At 72.7% G+C, this 16831-nt stretch carries 15 protein-coding genes; 14 read left to right on the forward strand and 1 reads right to left on the reverse strand.

Features of this window, described 5'->3' with window-relative positions:
- Positions 1 to 31: 31 nt before the first annotated feature.
- On the reverse strand, positions 32 to 973 hold the full coding sequence (locus MRBLMG1_RS01435; RefSeq protein WP_367819855.1) for a cation diffusion facilitator family transporter: 942 nt from the start codon (positions 971 to 973) through the stop codon (positions 32 to 34).
- Between the two features lie 424 nt (positions 974 to 1397).
- Between MRBLMG1_RS01435 and MRBLMG1_RS01440 the strand changes: the two genes are divergently transcribed.
- From MRBLMG1_RS01440 to MRBLMG1_RS01505, 14 genes are all read left to right on the forward strand, one after another.
- Positions 1398 to 3209, forward strand: coding sequence for a DUF5941 domain-containing protein (locus tag MRBLMG1_RS01440; RefSeq protein WP_367820296.1), 1812 nt, complete (start codon positions 1398 to 1400; stop codon positions 3207 to 3209).
- Positions 3206 to 3943 (forward strand): sugar phosphate nucleotidyltransferase, encoded by a 738-nt coding sequence (locus tag MRBLMG1_RS01445; protein ID WP_367819857.1) that lies wholly within the window; start codon positions 3206 to 3208, stop codon positions 3941 to 3943. The genes MRBLMG1_RS01440 and MRBLMG1_RS01445 overlap by 4 nt, the downstream gene beginning before the upstream one ends.
- Entirely contained in the window at positions 3931 to 4992 is a 1062-nt protein-coding gene (locus MRBLMG1_RS01450; protein WP_367819859.1) for an iron-containing alcohol dehydrogenase family protein, read from the forward strand. The genes MRBLMG1_RS01445 and MRBLMG1_RS01450 overlap by 13 nt, the downstream gene beginning before the upstream one ends.
- On the forward strand, positions 4970 to 5749 hold the full coding sequence (locus tag MRBLMG1_RS01455) for a CDP-alcohol phosphatidyltransferase family protein (protein ID WP_367819861.1): 780 nt from the start codon (positions 4970 to 4972) through the stop codon (positions 5747 to 5749). The genes MRBLMG1_RS01450 and MRBLMG1_RS01455 overlap by 23 nt, the downstream gene beginning before the upstream one ends.
- 47 nt (positions 5750 to 5796) lie before the next feature.
- A complete protein-coding gene (locus MRBLMG1_RS01460) occupies positions 5797 to 6642 on the forward strand; it encodes a glycosyltransferase family 2 protein (protein WP_367820298.1) in 846 nt (281 codons plus the stop codon).
- A gap of 50 nt (positions 6643 to 6692) precedes the next feature.
- The gene (locus MRBLMG1_RS01465) at positions 6693 to 7622 is read left to right on the forward strand and encodes an ABC transporter permease (protein WP_367819863.1); all 930 of its coding nucleotides are present in this window, start codon (positions 6693 to 6695) and stop codon (positions 7620 to 7622) included.
- On the forward strand, positions 7615 to 8400 hold the full coding sequence (locus tag MRBLMG1_RS01470; protein ID WP_367819865.1) for an ABC transporter ATP-binding protein: 786 nt from the start codon (positions 7615 to 7617) through the stop codon (positions 8398 to 8400). The genes MRBLMG1_RS01465 and MRBLMG1_RS01470 overlap by 8 nt, the downstream gene beginning before the upstream one ends.
- Before the next feature lie 111 nt (positions 8401 to 8511).
- Positions 8512 to 9159, forward strand: a complete 648-nt coding sequence (locus tag MRBLMG1_RS01475; protein ID WP_367819867.1) for a TetR/AcrR family transcriptional regulator — start codon at positions 8512 to 8514, stop codon at positions 9157 to 9159.
- A 311-nt stretch (positions 9160 to 9470) separates the two neighbouring features.
- Positions 9471 to 10382, forward strand: a complete 912-nt coding sequence (gene hpnC, locus MRBLMG1_RS01480) for a squalene synthase HpnC (protein WP_367819869.1) — start codon at positions 9471 to 9473, stop codon at positions 10380 to 10382.
- A complete protein-coding gene (gene hpnD, locus MRBLMG1_RS01485) occupies positions 10379 to 11329 on the forward strand; it encodes a presqualene diphosphate synthase HpnD (protein WP_367819871.1) in 951 nt (316 codons plus the stop codon). The genes hpnC and hpnD overlap by 4 nt, the downstream gene beginning before the upstream one ends.
- Positions 11330 to 11609: 280 nt before the next feature.
- Positions 11610 to 12965 carry a hydroxysqualene dehydroxylase HpnE gene (hpnE, locus tag MRBLMG1_RS01490; RefSeq protein WP_367820300.1) on the forward strand — a complete coding sequence of 452 codons (1356 nt, stop codon included), beginning with the start codon at positions 11610 to 11612 and terminating at the stop codon, positions 12963 to 12965.
- Positions 12962 to 14062, forward strand: a complete 1101-nt coding sequence (locus tag MRBLMG1_RS01495; RefSeq protein WP_367819873.1) for a polyprenyl synthetase family protein — start codon at positions 12962 to 12964, stop codon at positions 14060 to 14062. Before hpnE ends, MRBLMG1_RS01495 begins: the two co-directional genes overlap by 4 nt.
- Before the next feature lie 107 nt (positions 14063 to 14169).
- Complete coding sequence (shc, locus tag MRBLMG1_RS01500; protein ID WP_367819875.1) at positions 14170 to 16155, forward strand: squalene--hopene cyclase; 1986 nt, start codon at positions 14170 to 14172, stop codon at positions 16153 to 16155.
- A complete protein-coding gene (locus MRBLMG1_RS01505) occupies positions 16155 to 16826 on the forward strand; it encodes a 1-hydroxy-2-methyl-2-butenyl 4-diphosphate reductase (protein ID WP_367819877.1) in 672 nt (223 codons plus the stop codon). The genes shc and MRBLMG1_RS01505 overlap by 1 nt, the downstream gene beginning before the upstream one ends.
- Positions 16827 to 16831 lie beyond the last annotated feature (5 nt).

A 16831-nucleotide genomic window follows, 5' to 3' on the forward strand; every position in this document is an offset into this window, starting at 1 on the left:
TCGTACGACGAGATTAACAGGCGGTGCTCTCTCAGAGGCAGAGTTTCGCCTCGTGCTCCGCGTGGCCCACCGGTTCCAGCTGGAACGTGCAGTGCTCCACGTCGAAGTGCGACCCCAGGCACCCCTGGAGGGAGTGCAGCATCTTCTCGTGACCGACCGAGTCGAGCGCGGCCTGGTCCACCACCACGTGCGCGGAGAGCACCGGCATTCCCGAGGTGATCGTCCACGCGTGCAGGTCGTGCACGCCCTCCACTCCCGGCAGGGCCAGGATGTGTGCCCGCACCTCCGCCATGTCGACGCCCTTGGGCGCCGCCTCCAGGAGGACGTCGAGGGTCTCGCGCAGCAGCTTGATCGTCCGGGGGACGATCATCAGACCGATCACGATCGAGGCGATCGGGTCGGCGTACTGCCAGCCCGTGGCCAGGATGATGCCGGCCGCGACGATCACCGTGACCGAGCCCAGGGCGTCGGCGAGCACCTCCAGATACGCCCCGCGCACGTTGAGGCTCTCCTTCTGGCCCCGCACGAGCAGCGACAGCGAGATCATGTTGGCCACCAGGCCGACCACCGCGAACGCGATGGTCAGACCGCCCTTGGTCTCGGCCGGCTCCAGGAACCGCTGGATCGCCTCGTACAGCACGTAGCCGCCGACGACGAGCAGCAGCAGGCAGTTGGCCAGCGCGGCCAGGATCTCCGCCCGGGCGAACCCGAAGGTGCGGTTGCCGGACGGCGGCCGGTTGGCGAAGTGGATCGCGAGCAGCGCCATCGCGAGGCCGACCGCGTCCGTCGCCATGTGCGCCGCGTCGGCGATCAGCGCGAGCGAGTCGGCGACCAGACCGCCGATGATCTCGATCACCATCACGGAGAGCGTGATGCCGAGTGCGATCCGCAGTCGGTTCTTGTAGGCGGCACCCGCGGTGCCCGTCGGGGGCGGGCCCCCGTGGCTGTGCCCGTGGTCGTGTCCAGCCCCCATGACATGGCCTCCCGGTCGTGTCGTCCGTCGTGCGCCCGATGGTTCCCGGTTGGCAAGTGAACTACGGGTAGGGGGTATGTGCAACACGGTACTGAACACCGTTGTCATATGCTCTGACCTGCGGATATTCGAAGCAGGCCGACCATGGCCCGCACCACCCCCGGACCGCTCCCCGGGCATCGGCCGACCGCGGTTTGTGAGGTGGGCCACCGATCGCTCATGATGATCACCGCGGCACGGGCGCACGCGTGCGGCCACGGGTGGGCCCGGGGGAGTCCGGCCCGCGAAGCCTCGGTGAACTCGGGTTCCCGTTCATCCGATAGCCTCAGCCGACGTGTCGCCGCCCGGTACAGGGCGGCACCGCCGCGCCCGGGGCAGCCATGAGCCCCGCCGGCCCTCCGTCAGCTCCAAGGAGTGAGTTCGTCTGTCGACCGCCATCCTCACCGGCCCGCCGGCACCCGGATCCTCGCTCGACGGAGATCTGAGGTCGCTCGGCTTCGACGTCCGGATCGCCTCCGGCGCCGAGGAGACCGGCGCCCTGCTGGCCACCGTCCCGGCGGGTGAGCGCGTCGCGCTCGTCGACCCCCGCTTCGTCGGCCACGTGCACGCGCTGCGCCTCGCCCTCACCGACCCCCGGTTCCCGGCCGCGGCCGTCGCCGGCGCGCTCACCGCGCAGAGCGCGGCCCGCCCGGCGCTCGCCCGCGCGCTGACCGAGGCCGCGAAGACACCCGCGGCCCCCGGCGCGGGCACCCTCACCGACGACCTCACCGGCACGCTCGCCGGGGCCCTCGACGCCGACGGCGTCGCCGTGCACCGGCCCGCGCTCGGCACCCTCGTCGCCACCGTGCCCACCGACGCCGAGGCCCGCCACCAGGCGCGCGCCGCCGTCGACGCCGTCGACGACGAGGCCGTCCGCCTGCGCACCGCGGTCAAGGCCCACGACGGCTTCTTCACCACCTTCTTCATCAGCACGTACTCGCGCTACATCGCCCGCTGGTGCGCACGGCGCGGACTGACCCCCAACCAGGTCACCACCGCCTCGCTGCTCACCGCCCTGATCGCGGCCGGCTGCGCGGCGACCGGCGAGCGCGCCGGCTACATCGCCTCCGGTGTCCTGCTCATCGTCTCCTTCGTCCTCGACTGCGCCGACGGGCAGCTCGCCCGCTACGCGCTGAAGTACTCGACGCTGGGCGCCTGGCTCGACGCCACCTTCGACCGCGCCAAGGAGTACGCCTTCTACGCGGGCCTCGCCCTCGGCGCCGCCCGCAACGGCGACGACGTCTGGGCGCTCGCGCTCGGCGCGATGATCCTGATGACCTGCCGGCACGTCGTGGACTTCTCGTTCAACGAGGCCAACCACGACGCCACGGCCAACACCAGCCCCACCGCGGCGCTCTCCGACCGGCTCGACAGCGTCGGCTGGACCGTCTGGGCCCGCCGCATGATCATCCTGCCGATCGGCGAGCGCTGGGCCATGATCGCCGTCCTCATCGCCGTGACCGACCCCCGGATCGTCTTCTGGGCGCTGATCATCGGCGGCTCCTTCGGCGCCTGCTACACCACCGCCGGGCGGGTGCTGCGCTCCCTGACCCGCAAGGCGAAGCGGACCGACCGCGCCGCCCAGGCGCTGGCGGACCTCGCCGACTCGGGGCCGATCGCCGAGACCGTCGCGCGGCTCCGCTCCCGCGGCGCCCGCCGCTACCCGAGCACGCCGCTGCTCGCGGCCCTCGCCGCGGTCGCCGTGCTCGGCTCGGCCCTCGCCCAGGGCGACCCGTGGACCGTGGTCGGCGGCGCCGTCACCTACGCGCTGCTGTCCGGGCTCGCCGTCTCCCAGCCCCTCAAGGGCCCCCTCGACTGGCTGCTCCCCCCGCTCTTCCGCGCCGCCGAGTACGGCACGGTCCTGATCCTCGCCGCGCGCTCCGACGCAGCCCAGGCGCTCCCCGCCGCATTCGGGCTGGTCGCGGCCGTCGCCTACCATCACTACGACACGGTGTACCGCATCCGCGGGGGCACCGGCGCGCCGCCCGCGTGGCTGGTGCGCGTCACCGGCGGACACGAGGGGCGCACGCTCCTGGTGGCCGTCCTCGCCGCCTTCCTGGCGGACCGCGGTGACGACTTCACCCTGGCACTGACCGCCCTCGCGGTCGCCGTCGCGCTCGTGGTGCTCGTGGAGTCCATCCGCTTCTGGGTCTCCTCCGGAGCACCCGCCGTTCACGACGAAGGAGAAACAGCATGATCGGCCTCGTACTCGCAGCCGGTGCCGGACGGCGTCTGCGCCCCTACACGGACACCCTCCCGAAGGCCCTCGTGCCCGTCGACGGCGAGACCACGATCCTCGACCTCACGCTGAAGAACTTCGCCGAGATCGGCCTCACCGAGGTCGCGATCGTCGTCGGCTACCGCAAGGAGGCCGTCTACGACCGCAAGGACGCCCTTGAGGCGAAGTACGGCCTCAAGATCACCCTCGTCGACAACGACAAGGCCGAGGAGTGGAACAACGCCTACTCCCTGTGGTGCGCGCGTGAGGAGCTGAAGCGCGGTGTGATCCTCGCCAACGGCGACACCGTCCACCCGGTCTCGGTCGAGAAGACTTTGCTCGCGGCCCGCGGCAACGGCCAGAAGATCATCCTCGCCCTCGACACGGTGAAGAACCTCGCCGACGAGGAGATGAAGGTCATCACCGCCGAGGACAAGGGCGTCCAGCGCATCACCAAGCTGATGGACCCGGCGACCGCCACCGGCGAGTACATCGGCGTCACGCTGATCGAGGCCGAGGCCGCCGAGGAGCTCGCCGACGCCCTCAAGGCCACCTTCGAGCGCGACCCCGACCTGTACTACGAGGACGGCTACCAGGAGCTGGTCAACCGCGGCTTCACCGTCGACGTGGCCCCCATCGGCGACGTCAAGTGGGTCGAGATCGACAACCACGACGACCTCGCGAAGGGCCGTGAGATCGCGTGCCAGTACTGACCCGGCTGATCCCCTCGCCGGTCGTCGTCGACATCCGCAGGGGAGCGCTGGACGACCTGTCCGCGCTCCTCGCGGACCAGCGGATCTCCAGCAACGGCAAGATCGCCGTCGCCATCAGCGGCGGCTCGGGCCTGAAGCTGCGTGACCACTTCGCCCCCGAGCTGCCGGGCGCCGACTGGTACCCGGTCTCGGGCGGCACGATCGACGAGGCGGTCAAGCTCGCCGACGCCATGCGCGGCAAGCGGTACGACGCCGTGGTCGCCCTCGGCGGCGGCAAGATCATCGACGTGACGAAGTACGCGGCGGCCCGGGTCGGGCTGCCGCTGGTGGCCATCGCCACCAACCTGTCGCACGACGGCATCTGCTCGCCGATCTCCACCCTGGACAACGACAACGGCCGCGGCTCCTACGGCGTGCCCACCCCGATCGCGCTGGTCATCGACCTCGACGTGATCCGGGACGCCCCGGTCCGCTACGTCCGCTCCGGCATCGGCGACGCGATCTCCAACCTCTCCGCCATCGCGGACTGGGAGCTCTCCCACCGCGAGACCGGCGAGCCCGTCGACGGCCTGGCCGCCGCGATGGCCCGCAGCGCCGGCGAGGCCGTGCTCCGCCACCCCGGCGGGGTGGGCGACGACGACTTCCTCGTCACCCTCTCCGAGGGCCTGGTGATGTCCGGCATCGCCATGTCGATCAGCGGGGACAGCCGCCCCTCCTCGGGCGCCTGCCACGAGATCAGCCACGCCTTCGACCTGCTCTTCCCGGCCCGCGCCGCCAGCCACGGCGAGCAGTGCGGCCTCGGAGCCGCCTTCGCGATGCACCTGCGCGGCGCGCCCGACGCCTCCGCGCTGATGGTCGACACCCTGCGCCGGCACGGACTGCCCGTCCGGCCGGAGGAGATGGGCTTCACCGTGGACGAGTTCGTCCAGGCGGTGTCCTTCGCCCCGCAGACCCGGCCGGGCCGCTTCACCATCCTCGAACACCTCGACCTGTCCGACGACGACATCAGGGACGCGTACGCCGACTATGCAAAAGCCATCGGTAGCTGAGCTCCGACCGGTCGTCCACCCGCCCGGTGTGAAGGACCGGCGAAGTGGCGAGCACTGGGGCGGCCGCCTGTACATGCGGGAGATCTCGCTCAGGATCACCCGGCAGCTCGTCGGCACCAAGGTCACGCCGAACCAGCTCACGTACGTGATGACCCTCGCGGGCGTCCTGGCGGCGCCGGCCCTGCTGGTGCCCGGGATCCCCGGGGCCCTGCTCGGCGCGCTCATGGTCCAGCTCTACCTGCTGCTCGACTGCGTCGACGGCGAGGTGGCCCGCTGGAAGAAGCAGTACTCGCTCGCCGGCGTGTACCTGGACCGGGTCGGCGCGTACCTGTGCGACGCGGCCGTGCTCGTCGGCTTCGGCCTGCGCGCCGCCGACCTGTGGGGCTCGGGCGGAGCCGACTGGCTGTGGGCGTTCCTCGGGACCCTCGCCGCCCTCGGCGCCATCCTGATCAAGGCCGAGACCGACCTCGTCGGCGTCGCCCGCCACCAGGGCGGTCTGCCGCCGGTCAAGGAGGCGGCGTCCGAGCCGCGCTCCTCCGGCATGGCACTGGCCCGCAAGGCGGCCGCGGCGCTGAAGTTCCACCGGCTCGTCCTCGGCATCGAGGCCTCGCTGCTGATCGTCGTCCTGGCCGTCGCCGACCAGATCCGCGGGGACCTGTTCTTCTCCCGGGTCGGCGTCGCCGTCCTGGCCGGCATCGCGCTCCTCCAGACCGTGCTGCACCTGGTGTCGATCATGGTCTCCAGCAGGCTGAAGTGAGGCCGGCCGTGAGCACACCCCTCAAGGTGGGCGCCGTCGTCATCACGATGGGCAACCGCCCCGACGACCTGCGCGCGCTGATCGACTCGGTCGCCAAGCAGCAGGGCGACCCGGTCGAGGTCGTCGTCGTCGGCCAGGGCACCCCGGTCACCGGGGTGCCCGACTGGGTGCGGACCGTCGACCTGCCCGAGAACGTCGGCATCCCCGCCGGCCGGAACGTCGGCATGGAGGCCTTCGGCCCCGGCGGCACCGACGTCGACGTCCTGCTCTTCCTCGACGACGACGGGCTGCTCGCCCACCCGGACACCGCCGAACTCGTCCGCCAGGCCTTCACCGCCGACCCGCGCCTGGGCATCATCAGCTTCCGCATCGCGGATCCGGAGACCGGGCAGACCCAGCGCCGGCACGTGCCGAGGCTGCGCGCCTCCGACCCGATGCGCTCCTCGCGGGTGACCACCTTCCTCGGCGGCGCCAACGCGGTCCGCACCAAGGTGTTCGCCGAAGTCGGCGGCCTGCCGGACGACTTCTTCTACGCGCACGAGGAGACGGACCTCGCCTGGCGGGCGCTCGACGCCGACTGGATGATCGACTACCGTTCCGACATGGTGCTGTTGCACCCCACCACCGCCCCCTCCCGTCACGCCTCGTACCACTTCAACGTGGCTCGCAACCGAGTGTGGCTGGCACGTCGCAATCTGCCCGCGCCCCTGGTGCCGGTCTATCTCGGCGTCTGGCTCCTGCTCACCGTGGCCCGGCGGCCCTCGCTCTCCGCGCTGAAGGCATGGTTCGGCGGATTCCGCGAAGGCTGGGCGGCCCCCTGCGGTCCGCGTCGTCCCATGAGGTGGCGTACGGTGTGGCGGCTGACCCGGCTGGGTCGCCCCCCGGTCGTCTGACATCGTGGTACCCGACGTGCCGCGCATCTTGCACACGAAAGTTTCGACTTGTGAGTGACACACACCAGGGCGGGGCGGTCGCGACGAGCGCGCCTCCGTCCGTCGACGAGGGCCTGTCCTCGGCCGCGCTGGCCGCGAAGTACGGCCTGTCGGTCAGTGGTGCCCGGCCCGGACTCCTCGAGTACGTGCGGGACCTGTGGAGCCGCCGCCACTTCATCCTGGCCTTCTCGTCGGCCAAGCTGACCGCCCAGTACAGCCAGGCGAAGCTGGGCCAGGTGTGGCAGGTGGCGACCCCGCTCCTGAACGCCCTGGTCTACTACCTGATCTTCGGGCTCATCCTGGGTGCCGGCCGCGGCATGACCGAGGACGTCTACATCCCGTTCCTGGTCACCGGCATCTTCGTGTTCACCTTCACCCAGAGCTCGGTCATGGCCGGCGTCCGGGCGATCTCGGGCAACCTGGGCCTCGTCCGGGCGCTGCACTTCCCCCGGGCCACGCTGCCGATCTCGTTCTCGCTCCAGCAGCTCCAGCAGCTGCTGTTCTCGATGATCGTGCTCGTCGCGGTCGCCATCGCCTTCGGCAGCTACCCGTCGCTCCGCTGGCTGCTGCTGGTCCCGGCGCTGTTCCTGCAGTTCGTGTTCAACACCGGTCTCGCCATGATCGTGGCGAGGATGGGCGCCAAGACGCCCGACCTCGCCCAGCTGATGCCGTTCATCATGCGGACCTGGATGTACGCGTCGGGCGTCATGTTCTCGATCTCCGCGATGCTGGCCGACAAGCCCGCGTGGATCGCCGACGTCCTCATGTACAACCCGGCGGCCGTCTACATGGACCTCATCCGCTACTCCCTCATCGACGGCTACGGCGCCGAGAACCTGCCGTCGCACGTCTGGATGACCGCCCTCGGCTGGGCCGTGGTCTTCGGCATCGGCGGCTTCGTCTACTTCTGGAAGGCAGAGGAGAGGTACGGCCGTGGCTGACCGCAACGACTCCCACGTTCCCACCGTCATCTGCGACGACGTCCACATCGTCTACCGGGTCAACGCCGGCGGCGGCGGCAGGGGCAGTGCCACCGCGGCGCTGAGCCGGATCGTCGGCCGCGGCAAGGCCGAGGTCAGCCGGGGCGTCCGCAAGGTCCACGCGGTCCGCGGCGTCACCTTCACCGCCTACCGCGGCGAGGCCATCGGCCTCATCGGCTCCAACGGCTCCGGCAAGTCCACGCTGCTGCGCGCCATCGCCGGCCTGCTGCCCACGGAGAGCGGCAAGGTCTTCACCGACGGCCAGCCCTCGCTCCTGGGCGTCAACGCGGCCCTGATGAACGACCTCACCGGCGAGCGCAACGTGATCCTGGGCGGCCTCGCCATGGGCATGAGCCGCGAGGAGGTGCGCGACCGCTACGAGGGCATCGTCGACTTCTCCGGCATCAACGAGAAGGGCGACTTCATCAGCCTTCCCATGCGCACGTACTCCTCCGGCATGGGCGCCCGGCTCCGCTTCGCCATCGCGGCCGCCAAGAACCACGACGTCCTCCTCATCGACGAGGCCCTCGCGACCGGTGACCGCAAGTTCCAGATCCGCTCCGAGGAGCGCATCCGCGAGCTCCGCAAGGAGGCCGGCACGGTCTTCCTGGTGAGCCACAGCAACAAGTCCATCCGGGACACCTGCGACCGGGTGCTCTGGCTGGAGAAGGGGCAGCTCCTCATGGACGGCCCCACGGACGAGGTCCTCAAGGCGTACGAGCGGGAGACCGCGCGCTGAGGTCGCCGCCAGAGCCCCCGCCGGAGTCATCCGGTGGGGGCTCTTGCGTTTTCCGCGCGTCGCGCGCTCGCCCGGAATGTTCATGCGGTCAACATCGGGCAGGATGAGCCCATGTCAGCGATCTCGGGGGGCAAGACCTATCACCACGGCGATCTGCGCAACGCACTGATCTGCGCAGCCGTCGACCTCGCCACCGAGGGCGGTCCCGAACGGGTCGTCCTGCGCGAGGCGGCCCGCCGGGTCGGCGTCTCGCCCACGGCCGCCTACCGGCACTTCGACGGGCGGGGCGAGCTGCTCCGTACCGTCAGGCTCCACGCGCAGCGGTCCCTCGCCGACTCCATGGAGCGGGCGGCCGCCCGAGAGCCCGGCGCCGACGACCCGGCGCTGGCGGCCGAACGCCGGCTGGCCGCGCTCTGCCGGGGGTACGTCGGCTTCGCCGTCGCGCAGCCCGGCCTGTACCGGGCCGCGTTCTGCATGGTCCGGCAGGGCGGTCCGGACGGGTCGATGCCGGAACACCGGGCACCCGAGCCCGAGGTCCGCGCGTTCGCCCTCTTCGGGGAGGCGCTGGACGCGCTCGCCAGGGCCGGTGCCCCGCGGCGGGACGTCCGCCCGTCCGCCGGTGCCGCCGCGTGGTCGGCCGTGCACGGACTGTCACTCCTGCTGCTCGAAGGGCCTCTTCGGCGCCTGCCCGTCCAGCGCAGGAACGCCGTCGTCGAGACCACCCTCGCCATGGTCGTCTCCGGGGCCCGCGTCCCCTGACGCCCGCTCGCGCGAACGCCCTTGCGCGAGGCGGGAGTTGACGACACGTACGGGTGAGGCGCCGGGTGTCCGCCACCCCGGAATGGCGACGGTCGTCGTACAACGTAAGCTGGACCGGTCTGATTCGCGGCAAGTAGGGCCATTCCCCACCGCCATCGGGCCTCCGGCTGGCGGCTCTACGGGCAGGGGTCGGCGGCGTGTCCGAAATAGGATGGATTGGGTCGGCAGTGTAGAACGGGAGACGTGACGGCCATGACGCAGAATCTCCAGCTCCACGAGGGTGTCGCCGTCCCTCCGTCGGGCAGTGACCTGTGACGGATACCCGGCAGGCGCGCCCCGACGCCTCCTCGCGCGCCACACTCGGCAAGGCCGCGGACGAGAACTTCCCCGTGGCCCCCTTCTTCCTGCCCCGCGCCTGGCGCGACGACCTCATGGCCGTCTACGGCTTCGCCCGCCTCGTCGACGACATCGGCGACGGCGACCTCGCCCCGGGCGGCTCCGACGCCCGGCACCTCGGCGTCGACCCCGAGCGCGCCGACGACCGGCTCGCCGTCCTCGACGCCTTCGAGACCGACCTCCACCGCGTCTTCGACGGCACCCCCCACCACCCCCTGCTGCGCGCGCTCCAGCCGACCGTGCGGCGGTGCCGGCTCACCCCCGAGCCCTTCCTCGGCCTCATCGCGGCCAACCGGCAGGACCAGCTGGTCCGCCGCTACGAGACGTACGACGACCTCCTCGCCTACTGCGAGCTCTCCGCCAACACCGTCGGCCGGCTCGTCCTCGGCATCACCGGCACCGAGACGCCCGAACGGATCCGGCGCTCCGACGAGATCTGCACCGCCCTCCAGATCGTCGAGCACCTCCAGGACGTCGCCGAGGACCTCGGCCGCGACCGGATCTACCTGCCCGCCGAGGACCTCAAGCGCTTCCACGTCACCGAGAGCGACCTGGCGCAGCCGACCGCCGGAGCCTCCGTGCGCGCCCTGATCGCCTTCCAGGCCGAGCGGGCCCGCGAGCTGCTCCACGCGGGCACCCCACTCCTCGGCAGCGTCCACGGCCGGCTCCGCCTCCTCCTCGCCGGCTTCACCGCCGGGGGACTCGCGGCACTCGACGCCGTCGCCGACGCCGGATTCGACGTACTGACCGGCCCACCGAAGGCCACCAAGCCGAGCCTGATGCGCCAGGCGGGAGCGGTTCTGCTCCGGGCGCGGAAAGAGGGGTGAGCGCGACCGTGGAGGCACAGCCCCAGCCGTCCGCACCGGTACTGGCCGCCTACAGCTACTGCGAGGCGGTCACCGGGCAGCAGGCCCGTAACTTCGCCTACGGGATCCGGCTGCTGCCGACCGAGAAGCGCCAGGCGATGTCCGCGCTGTACGCCTTCTCCCGGCGGGTCGACGACATCGGCGACGGCACGCTCGCGCCCGAGGCCAAGCGGGAGCGGCTCGAAGCCACCCGGACCCTGCTCGACCGGGTCCGCGCGGGAGACGTCGACGAGGACGACACCGACCCGGTCGCCGTCGCACTCGCCGACTCCGCCCGCCGCTTCCCCATCCCGCTCGGCGGCCTCGACGAACTCATCGACGGCGTCCTCATGGACGTGCGCGGCGCGACCTACGAGACCTGGGACGACCTCAAGGTCTACTGCCGCTGCGTCGCGGGCGCCATCGGGCGGATCTCCCTCGGCGTCTTCGGCACCCAGCCCGGCGCCGTGGGCGCCGACCGGGCCCCGGAGTACGCCGACACCCTCGGCCTCGCGCTCCAACTCACCAACATCCTCAGGGACGTACGCGAGGACGCCGCGAACGGGCGCACCTATCTGCCCTCCGACGACCTCGCCAAGTTCGGCTGCGCGGACGGCTTCGGCAGCGAGACGATGCCCCCCGGCTCCGACTTCGCCGGGCTCGTCCACTTCGAAGTGCGGCGCGCCCGCGCCCTGTTCGCCGAGGGCTACCGGCTGCTTCCGCTGCTCGACCGGCGCAGCGGCGCCTGCGTCGCGGCCATGGCCGGCATCTACCGGCGCCTCCTCGACCGGATCGAGCGCGACCCCGAGGCCGTGCTGCGGGGCCGCGTCTCGCTGCCCGGCCGGGAGAAGGCGTACGTCGCGGTGCGCGGCCTGTCCGGCCTCGACACCCGCACCATCGCCCGCCGCGCCGTCAGGGGGCGTGCCTGATGCGACCGAACGCCTCCGACCGCCGGGCAACCCCGGGCGCCGTTCCGGCGTCCCTGCCGGGGGCGGCCCTGCACCGGACGGCCGCGCACCCGGCGAACCCGTGCGCGCCGATCCCGCCCGCGACGACCCGAACGGAGGCCGCGTGACGACCGACGGAACCGAGCGGAACGACCTGCCGGCGACCGACGCGCCGGCAGCGGACACCGCGCCGAACCGCCGCACGGGCCGCCCCGGCGACCCGCGGTCCGGCGGCGGCGGCGGCGACCGGCGGCGGCACGTCGTGGTGGTCGGCGGCGGGCTCGCCGGGATCACCGCCGCGCTCCAGCTCGCCGACGCGGGCGTCCGCGTCACCCTGCTCGAAGGCCGGCCCCGGCTCGGCGGCCTCGCCTTCTCCTTCCGCCGCGGCGAGCTCACCGTCGACAACGGCCAGCACGTCTACCTGCGCTGCTGCACCGCTTACCGCTGGTTCCTCGACCGGGTCGACGGCGCCCGCCTCGCCCCGCTCCAGGACCGCCTCGACGTGCCCGTCCTCGACGTCGGACACCCGGGCCGCCCCCGGCTCGGCCGGATCCGCCGCGACGCCCTGCCCGTGCCGCTGCACCTCGCCCGCAGCCTCGCCACCTACCCGCACCTGTCCCTCGCCGAGCGGGCCTCCGTCGGGCGGGCCGCGCTCGCCCTGAAGAAGCTGGACCCCGCCGACCCGGCGCTCGACGGCATCGACTTCGCCACCTGGCTCGGCCGGCACGGACAGTCCCCGCGGACCGTCGAGGCCCTGTGGGACCTCGTCGGCATCCCCACCCTCAACGCGCCCGCCCCGCAGGCCTCCATGGGGCTCGCCGCGATGGTCTTCAAGACCGGACTCCTCTCCGAGCCCGGCGCCGCCGACATCGGCTGGGCCCACGTCCCGCTCGGCGAACTCCACGACACCCGGGCCGCGAAGGAGCTCGACGCCCTCGGCGTCCGCACCGCGCTCCGCACCAAGGCCGAGCGGATCTCCCGCACCGACGACGGGCGTTGGGCCGTCGACGTACCCGGCGAGACGCTCACGGCGGACGCCGTCGTCCTCGCCGTGCCGCAGCAGGAGACGCACGGCCTGCTGCCCGAGGGCGCCCTCGACGACCCCGACCGGCTCCTCGACATCGCCACCGCGCCGATCCTCAACCTGCACGTGGTCTACGACCGCAAGGTGCTGAAGCGGCCCTTCTTCACCACCCTCGGCTCCCCGGTGCAGTGGGTCTTCGACCGCACCGACTCCTCCGGACTGACCGGCGGCGGCCAGTACCTCGCCGTCTCCCAGTCCGCCGCCCAGGACGAGATCGACGAGCCCGTCGCCGCCCTGCGCGCGAAGTACCTCCCCGAGCTGGAGCGGCTGCTGCCCGCCGCCCGCGGCGCGGGGATCCGCGACTTCTTCGTCACCAGGGAGCGGACGGCCACGTTCGCCCCCACCCCGGGCGTCGGCCGGCTGCGGCCCGGCGCCCGCACCGGGGCACCGGGCCTCTACCTGGCCGGAGCCTGGACCGCCACCGGCTGGCCCGCGACCATGGAGGGTGCCGTCCGCAGTGGTTTCAGCGCCGCGGGCGCCGCGCTCTCCGCCTTCGGCCGCCGCCACGACCATCCGCTACAGGAGGCGGCATGAGTGTGAGTACCGGAACAAGAGGAGAGACCGTGCCGACTGTGCCGCCGGGTAATCCGGCCGTCGACACCGCGGACGTGTCCGCACTGCTGGAGCGGGGGCGGACCCTGTCCACCCCCGTACTGCGGGCGGCCGTCGACCGCCTCGCGTCGCCCATGGACACCGTGGCCGCCTACCACTTCGGCTGGATCGACGCCCACGGCAACCCCGCCGACGGCGACGGCGGCAAGGCCGTCCGCCCGGCGCTCGCCCTGCTGTCGGCCGAGGCCGCGGGCGCCGCGCCCGAGATCGGGATCCCCGGCGCCGTCGCCGTGGAGCTCGTCCACAACTTCTCGCTGCTCCACGACGACCTGATGGACGGCGACGAGCAGCGCCGCCACCGCGACACCGTGTGGAAGGTGCACGGCCCCGCGCAGGCCATCCTCGTCGGCGACGCGCTCTTCGCCCTCGCCAACGAGATCCTGCTGGAACTCGGCACGGTCGAGGCCGGCCGGGCCACCCGGCGGCTCACCACGGCCAGCCGCAAGCTCATCGACGGGCAGGCCCAGGACATCTCCTACGAGCACCGCGAGCGGGTCACCGTCGAGGAGTGCCTGGAGATGGAGGGCAACAAGACGGGCGCCCTGCTCGCCTGCGCCGTCTCCATCGGCGCCGTCCTCGGCGGCGCCGACGACCGCACCGCCGACAAGCTGGAGGAGTACGGCTACCACCTCGGCCTCGCCTTCCAGGCCGTGGACGACCTCCTCGGCATCTGGGGCGACCCGGAGGCCACCGGCAAGCAGACCTGGAGCGACCTGCGCCAGCGCAAGAAGTCCCTCCCGGTCGTCGCCGCCCTCGCCGCCGGCGGCGAGGCCTCCGAGCGGCTCGGCGAGCTGCTCGCCGCGGACGCCAAGTCCAACGACTTCGACACCTTCTCCGAGGAGGAGTTCGCCTTCCGGGCCGCCCTCATCGAGGAGGCCGGCGGACGCGAGTGGACCTCCCAGGAGGCCCGCCGCCAGCACGCCGTCGCGATCGAGGCCCTGGACGAGGTGGACATGCCCGCCCGCGTGAGGGCGCAGCTCGTCGCCCTGGCCGACTTCGTGGTCGTACGGAAGAGATGATCACCATCACCCTGATATGAGTTCGCGGTCGCCGGCCGGTGCCACCCGGCGCCGGCCGACGGCAGACCCGTAGAAGCAGAAGAATCCGACTGCGCAAAGGGGAAGCCATGACAGCGACGACCGACGGAAGCGCCGGGGCCGTGAGCCCCCGAGCGGCCGCGGCCAGCACCACGCACCACACCGACGCCTCGGCGCCGGACCTCGACGAGACCGCCGCGCGGGCCGCGGAACGGGCCGTCGAGCACCTGCTCGCCCGCCAGGACCCGGCGGGCTGGTGGAAGGGCGACCTGGAGACCAACGTCACCATGGACGCCGAGGACCTCCTCCTCCGCCAGTTCCTCGGCATCCTCGACGCCGACACCACCCGGGCCTCCGCCCTCCACATCCGCCGCGAACAGCGCGAGGACGGCGCCTGGGCGACCTTCTACGGCGGACCGGGCGAGCTCTCCGCCACCGTCGAGGCCTATGTGGCGCTGCGCCTCGCCGGCGACGCGCCCGAGGCCCCGCACATGGCCAGGGCCGCCGCCTGGGTCCGCGCCCGCGGCGGAATCGCCGCCGCCCGGGTCTTCACCCGGATCTGGCTGGCCCTCTTCGGCTGGTGGCGCTGGGAGGACCTGCCCGAGCTGCCCCCGGAGCTGCTCTTCCTGCCGAAGTGGTTCCCGCTCAACATCTACGACTTCGGCTGCTGGGCCCGGCAGACGATCGTGCCGCTCACCGTCGTCTCCGCGAAGCGCCCGGTCCGCCCCGCGCCCTTCCCGCTCGACGAGCTGCACACCGACCCGGCCCGACCGAACCCGCCCCGCCCCCTCGCCCCCGCGACCGGCTGGGACGGCCTCTTCCAGCGGCTCGACAAGGCGCTGCACGTCTACCACCGGCTGGCGCCGCGCGCGCTCCGCGGGACCGCCATGAACGTCGCCGCGCGGTGGATCGTCGAGCGCCAGGAGAACGACGGCTGCTGGGGCGGCATCCAGCCCCCGGCCGTCTACTCGGTCATCGCCCTCCACCTCCTCGGCTACGACCTCGGGCACCCTGTCATGCGGGCCGGTCTCGAGTCGCTCGACCGGTTCGCCGTCCGGCGCGAGGACGGCTCGCGCATGATCGAGGCCTGCCAGTCGCCCGTCTGGGACACCTGCCTCGCCACCATCGCGCTCGCCGACGCCGGGGTCGCCCCCGACCACCCGGCCCTCGTGAAGGCCGTCGACTGGATGCTGGACGAGGAGATCACCAAGTCCGGGGACTGGGCGGTCCGCCGCCCCGGACTGCCGCCGGGCGGCTGGGCGTTCGAGTTCCACAACGACAACTACCCCGACATCGACGACACCGCCGAGGTGCTGCTCGCGCTGCGCCGGGTGAAGCACCCCGACCCCGCGCGGGTCGAGGCGGCCGTCGCCCGGGGAGCGCGCTGGACGCTCGGCATGCAGTCGAAGGACGGCGGTTGGGGCGCCTTCGACGCCGACAACACCAGCCCGTTCCCCAACAAGCTGCCGTTCTGCGACTTCGGCGAGGTGATCGACCCGCCCTCCGCCGACGTCACCGCCCACGTCGTGGAGATGCTCGCCTACGAGGGCCTCGCCCAGGACCCGCGCACCCGCCGGGGAATCGAGTGGCTCCTCGCCGAACAGGAGCCGAACGGCGCCTGGTTCGGCCGCTGGGGCGTCAACCACGTGTACGGGACGGGCTCGGTGCTCCCGGCGCTCACCGCCGCCGGACTGCCCCTCTCCCATCCGGCGGTCCGCCGGGCCGTCGGCTGGCTGGGCGCCGTGCAGAACGAGGACGGCGGCTGGGGCGAGGACCTCCGCTCGTACGAGGACGAGACGAGCGTCGGCCGCGGTGCCTCGACCGCCTCCCAGACCGCGTGGGCGCTGATCGCCCTGCTCGCCGCCGGCGAGCGGGAGTCCGAGGCCGTCCGGCGGGGCGTCGCCTGGCTCGCCGCGACCCAGCGCGAGGACGGATCCTGGGACGAGCCGTACTTCACCGGCACCGGCTTCCCCTGGGACTTCTCCATCAACTACCACCTCTACCGGCAGGTGTTCCCGCTCACGGCGCTCGGGCGGTACGTGCACGGGGAGCCCTCGCCCGGCAAGGACCGCTGATGGGCCGCGAACCGGGCCCCGGCGCCACCCCGCCGCTGCTGATCGCCTGTGCGCTCGGCATCGAGCAGTTCGCCCTGCGCAGCGGGGACCGCGGCGGCGCCCCGGGCCCGGTGACCGTGCTGCGCACCGGCATGGGCCCGGACCGGGCCCGCAGGGCCGTCTCCCGGGCCCTCGGCGAGGAGGGGTGGCGGGACGCCGCCGTCATCGCCTCCGGGTTCTGCGCCGGCCTCGCCCCCGGCATGCACCCGGGGGACCTGATCGTCGCCGACGAGACCCGGGGACCCGAAGGGACCACCCCGTGCAGCGGCACCGACCTCCTGGTGAAGGCCCTCGCCAAGGCGGTGCCCGGGCGGGCCGTGCACACCGGGCCGCTCACCGGATCCGACCACGTGGTGCGCGGTCCCGAGCGGGTCGCGCTGCGCGGCGGCGGTGCGATCGCCGTCGACATGGAGTCCGCCGCCACGCTCCGCACGGCCCGGGCCGCCGGGGCGTTCGGGGACGGCCTCGGCGCCCGCCCGGTTGCGGCCGTCCGGGTGGTCGTGGACGCTCCGGAACATGAACTGGTCCGGATCGGCACGGTACGCGGGGGAATATCAGCCTTCCGTGTCCTTCGTGCCGTCCTTCCCGCGTTCTTCGAATGGCACCGTTCTTTGCTGCTCCCCAGGAGGTGAACGAG

Source organism: Streptomyces sp. LMG1-1-1.1 (assembly GCF_040815545.1).
In the GTDB taxonomy this organism is placed as follows: Bacteria; Actinomycetota; Actinomycetes; order Streptomycetales; family Streptomycetaceae; genus Streptomyces.

Excerpts from the sequence above, each read along its gene's own strand:
- MRBLMG1_RS01495 (WP_367819873.1), top strand. The coding sequence starts at position 12,962 with ATGAGTGTGAGTACCGGAACAAGAGGAGAGACCGTGCCGACTGTGCCG.
- MRBLMG1_RS01445 (WP_367819857.1), top strand. The coding sequence starts at position 3,206 with ATGATCGGCCTCGTACTCGCAGCCGGTGCCGGACGGCGTCTGCGCCCC.
- MRBLMG1_RS01435 (WP_367819855.1), bottom strand. The coding sequence starts at position 973 with ATGGGGGCTGGACACGACCACGGGCACAGCCACGGGGGCCCGCCCCCG.
- MRBLMG1_RS01460 (WP_367820298.1), top strand. The coding sequence starts at position 5,797 with ATGGGCAACCGCCCCGACGACCTGCGCGCGCTGATCGACTCGGTCGCC.
- MRBLMG1_RS01455 (WP_367819861.1), top strand. The coding sequence starts at position 4,970 with ATGCAAAAGCCATCGGTAGCTGAGCTCCGACCGGTCGTCCACCCGCCC.
- MRBLMG1_RS01475 (WP_367819867.1), top strand. The coding sequence starts at position 8,512 with ATGTCAGCGATCTCGGGGGGCAAGACCTATCACCACGGCGATCTGCGC.
- MRBLMG1_RS01505 (WP_367819877.1), top strand. The coding sequence starts at position 16,155 with ATGGGCCGCGAACCGGGCCCCGGCGCCACCCCGCCGCTGCTGATCGCC.
- shc (WP_367819875.1), top strand. The coding sequence starts at position 14,170 with ATGACAGCGACGACCGACGGAAGCGCCGGGGCCGTGAGCCCCCGAGCG.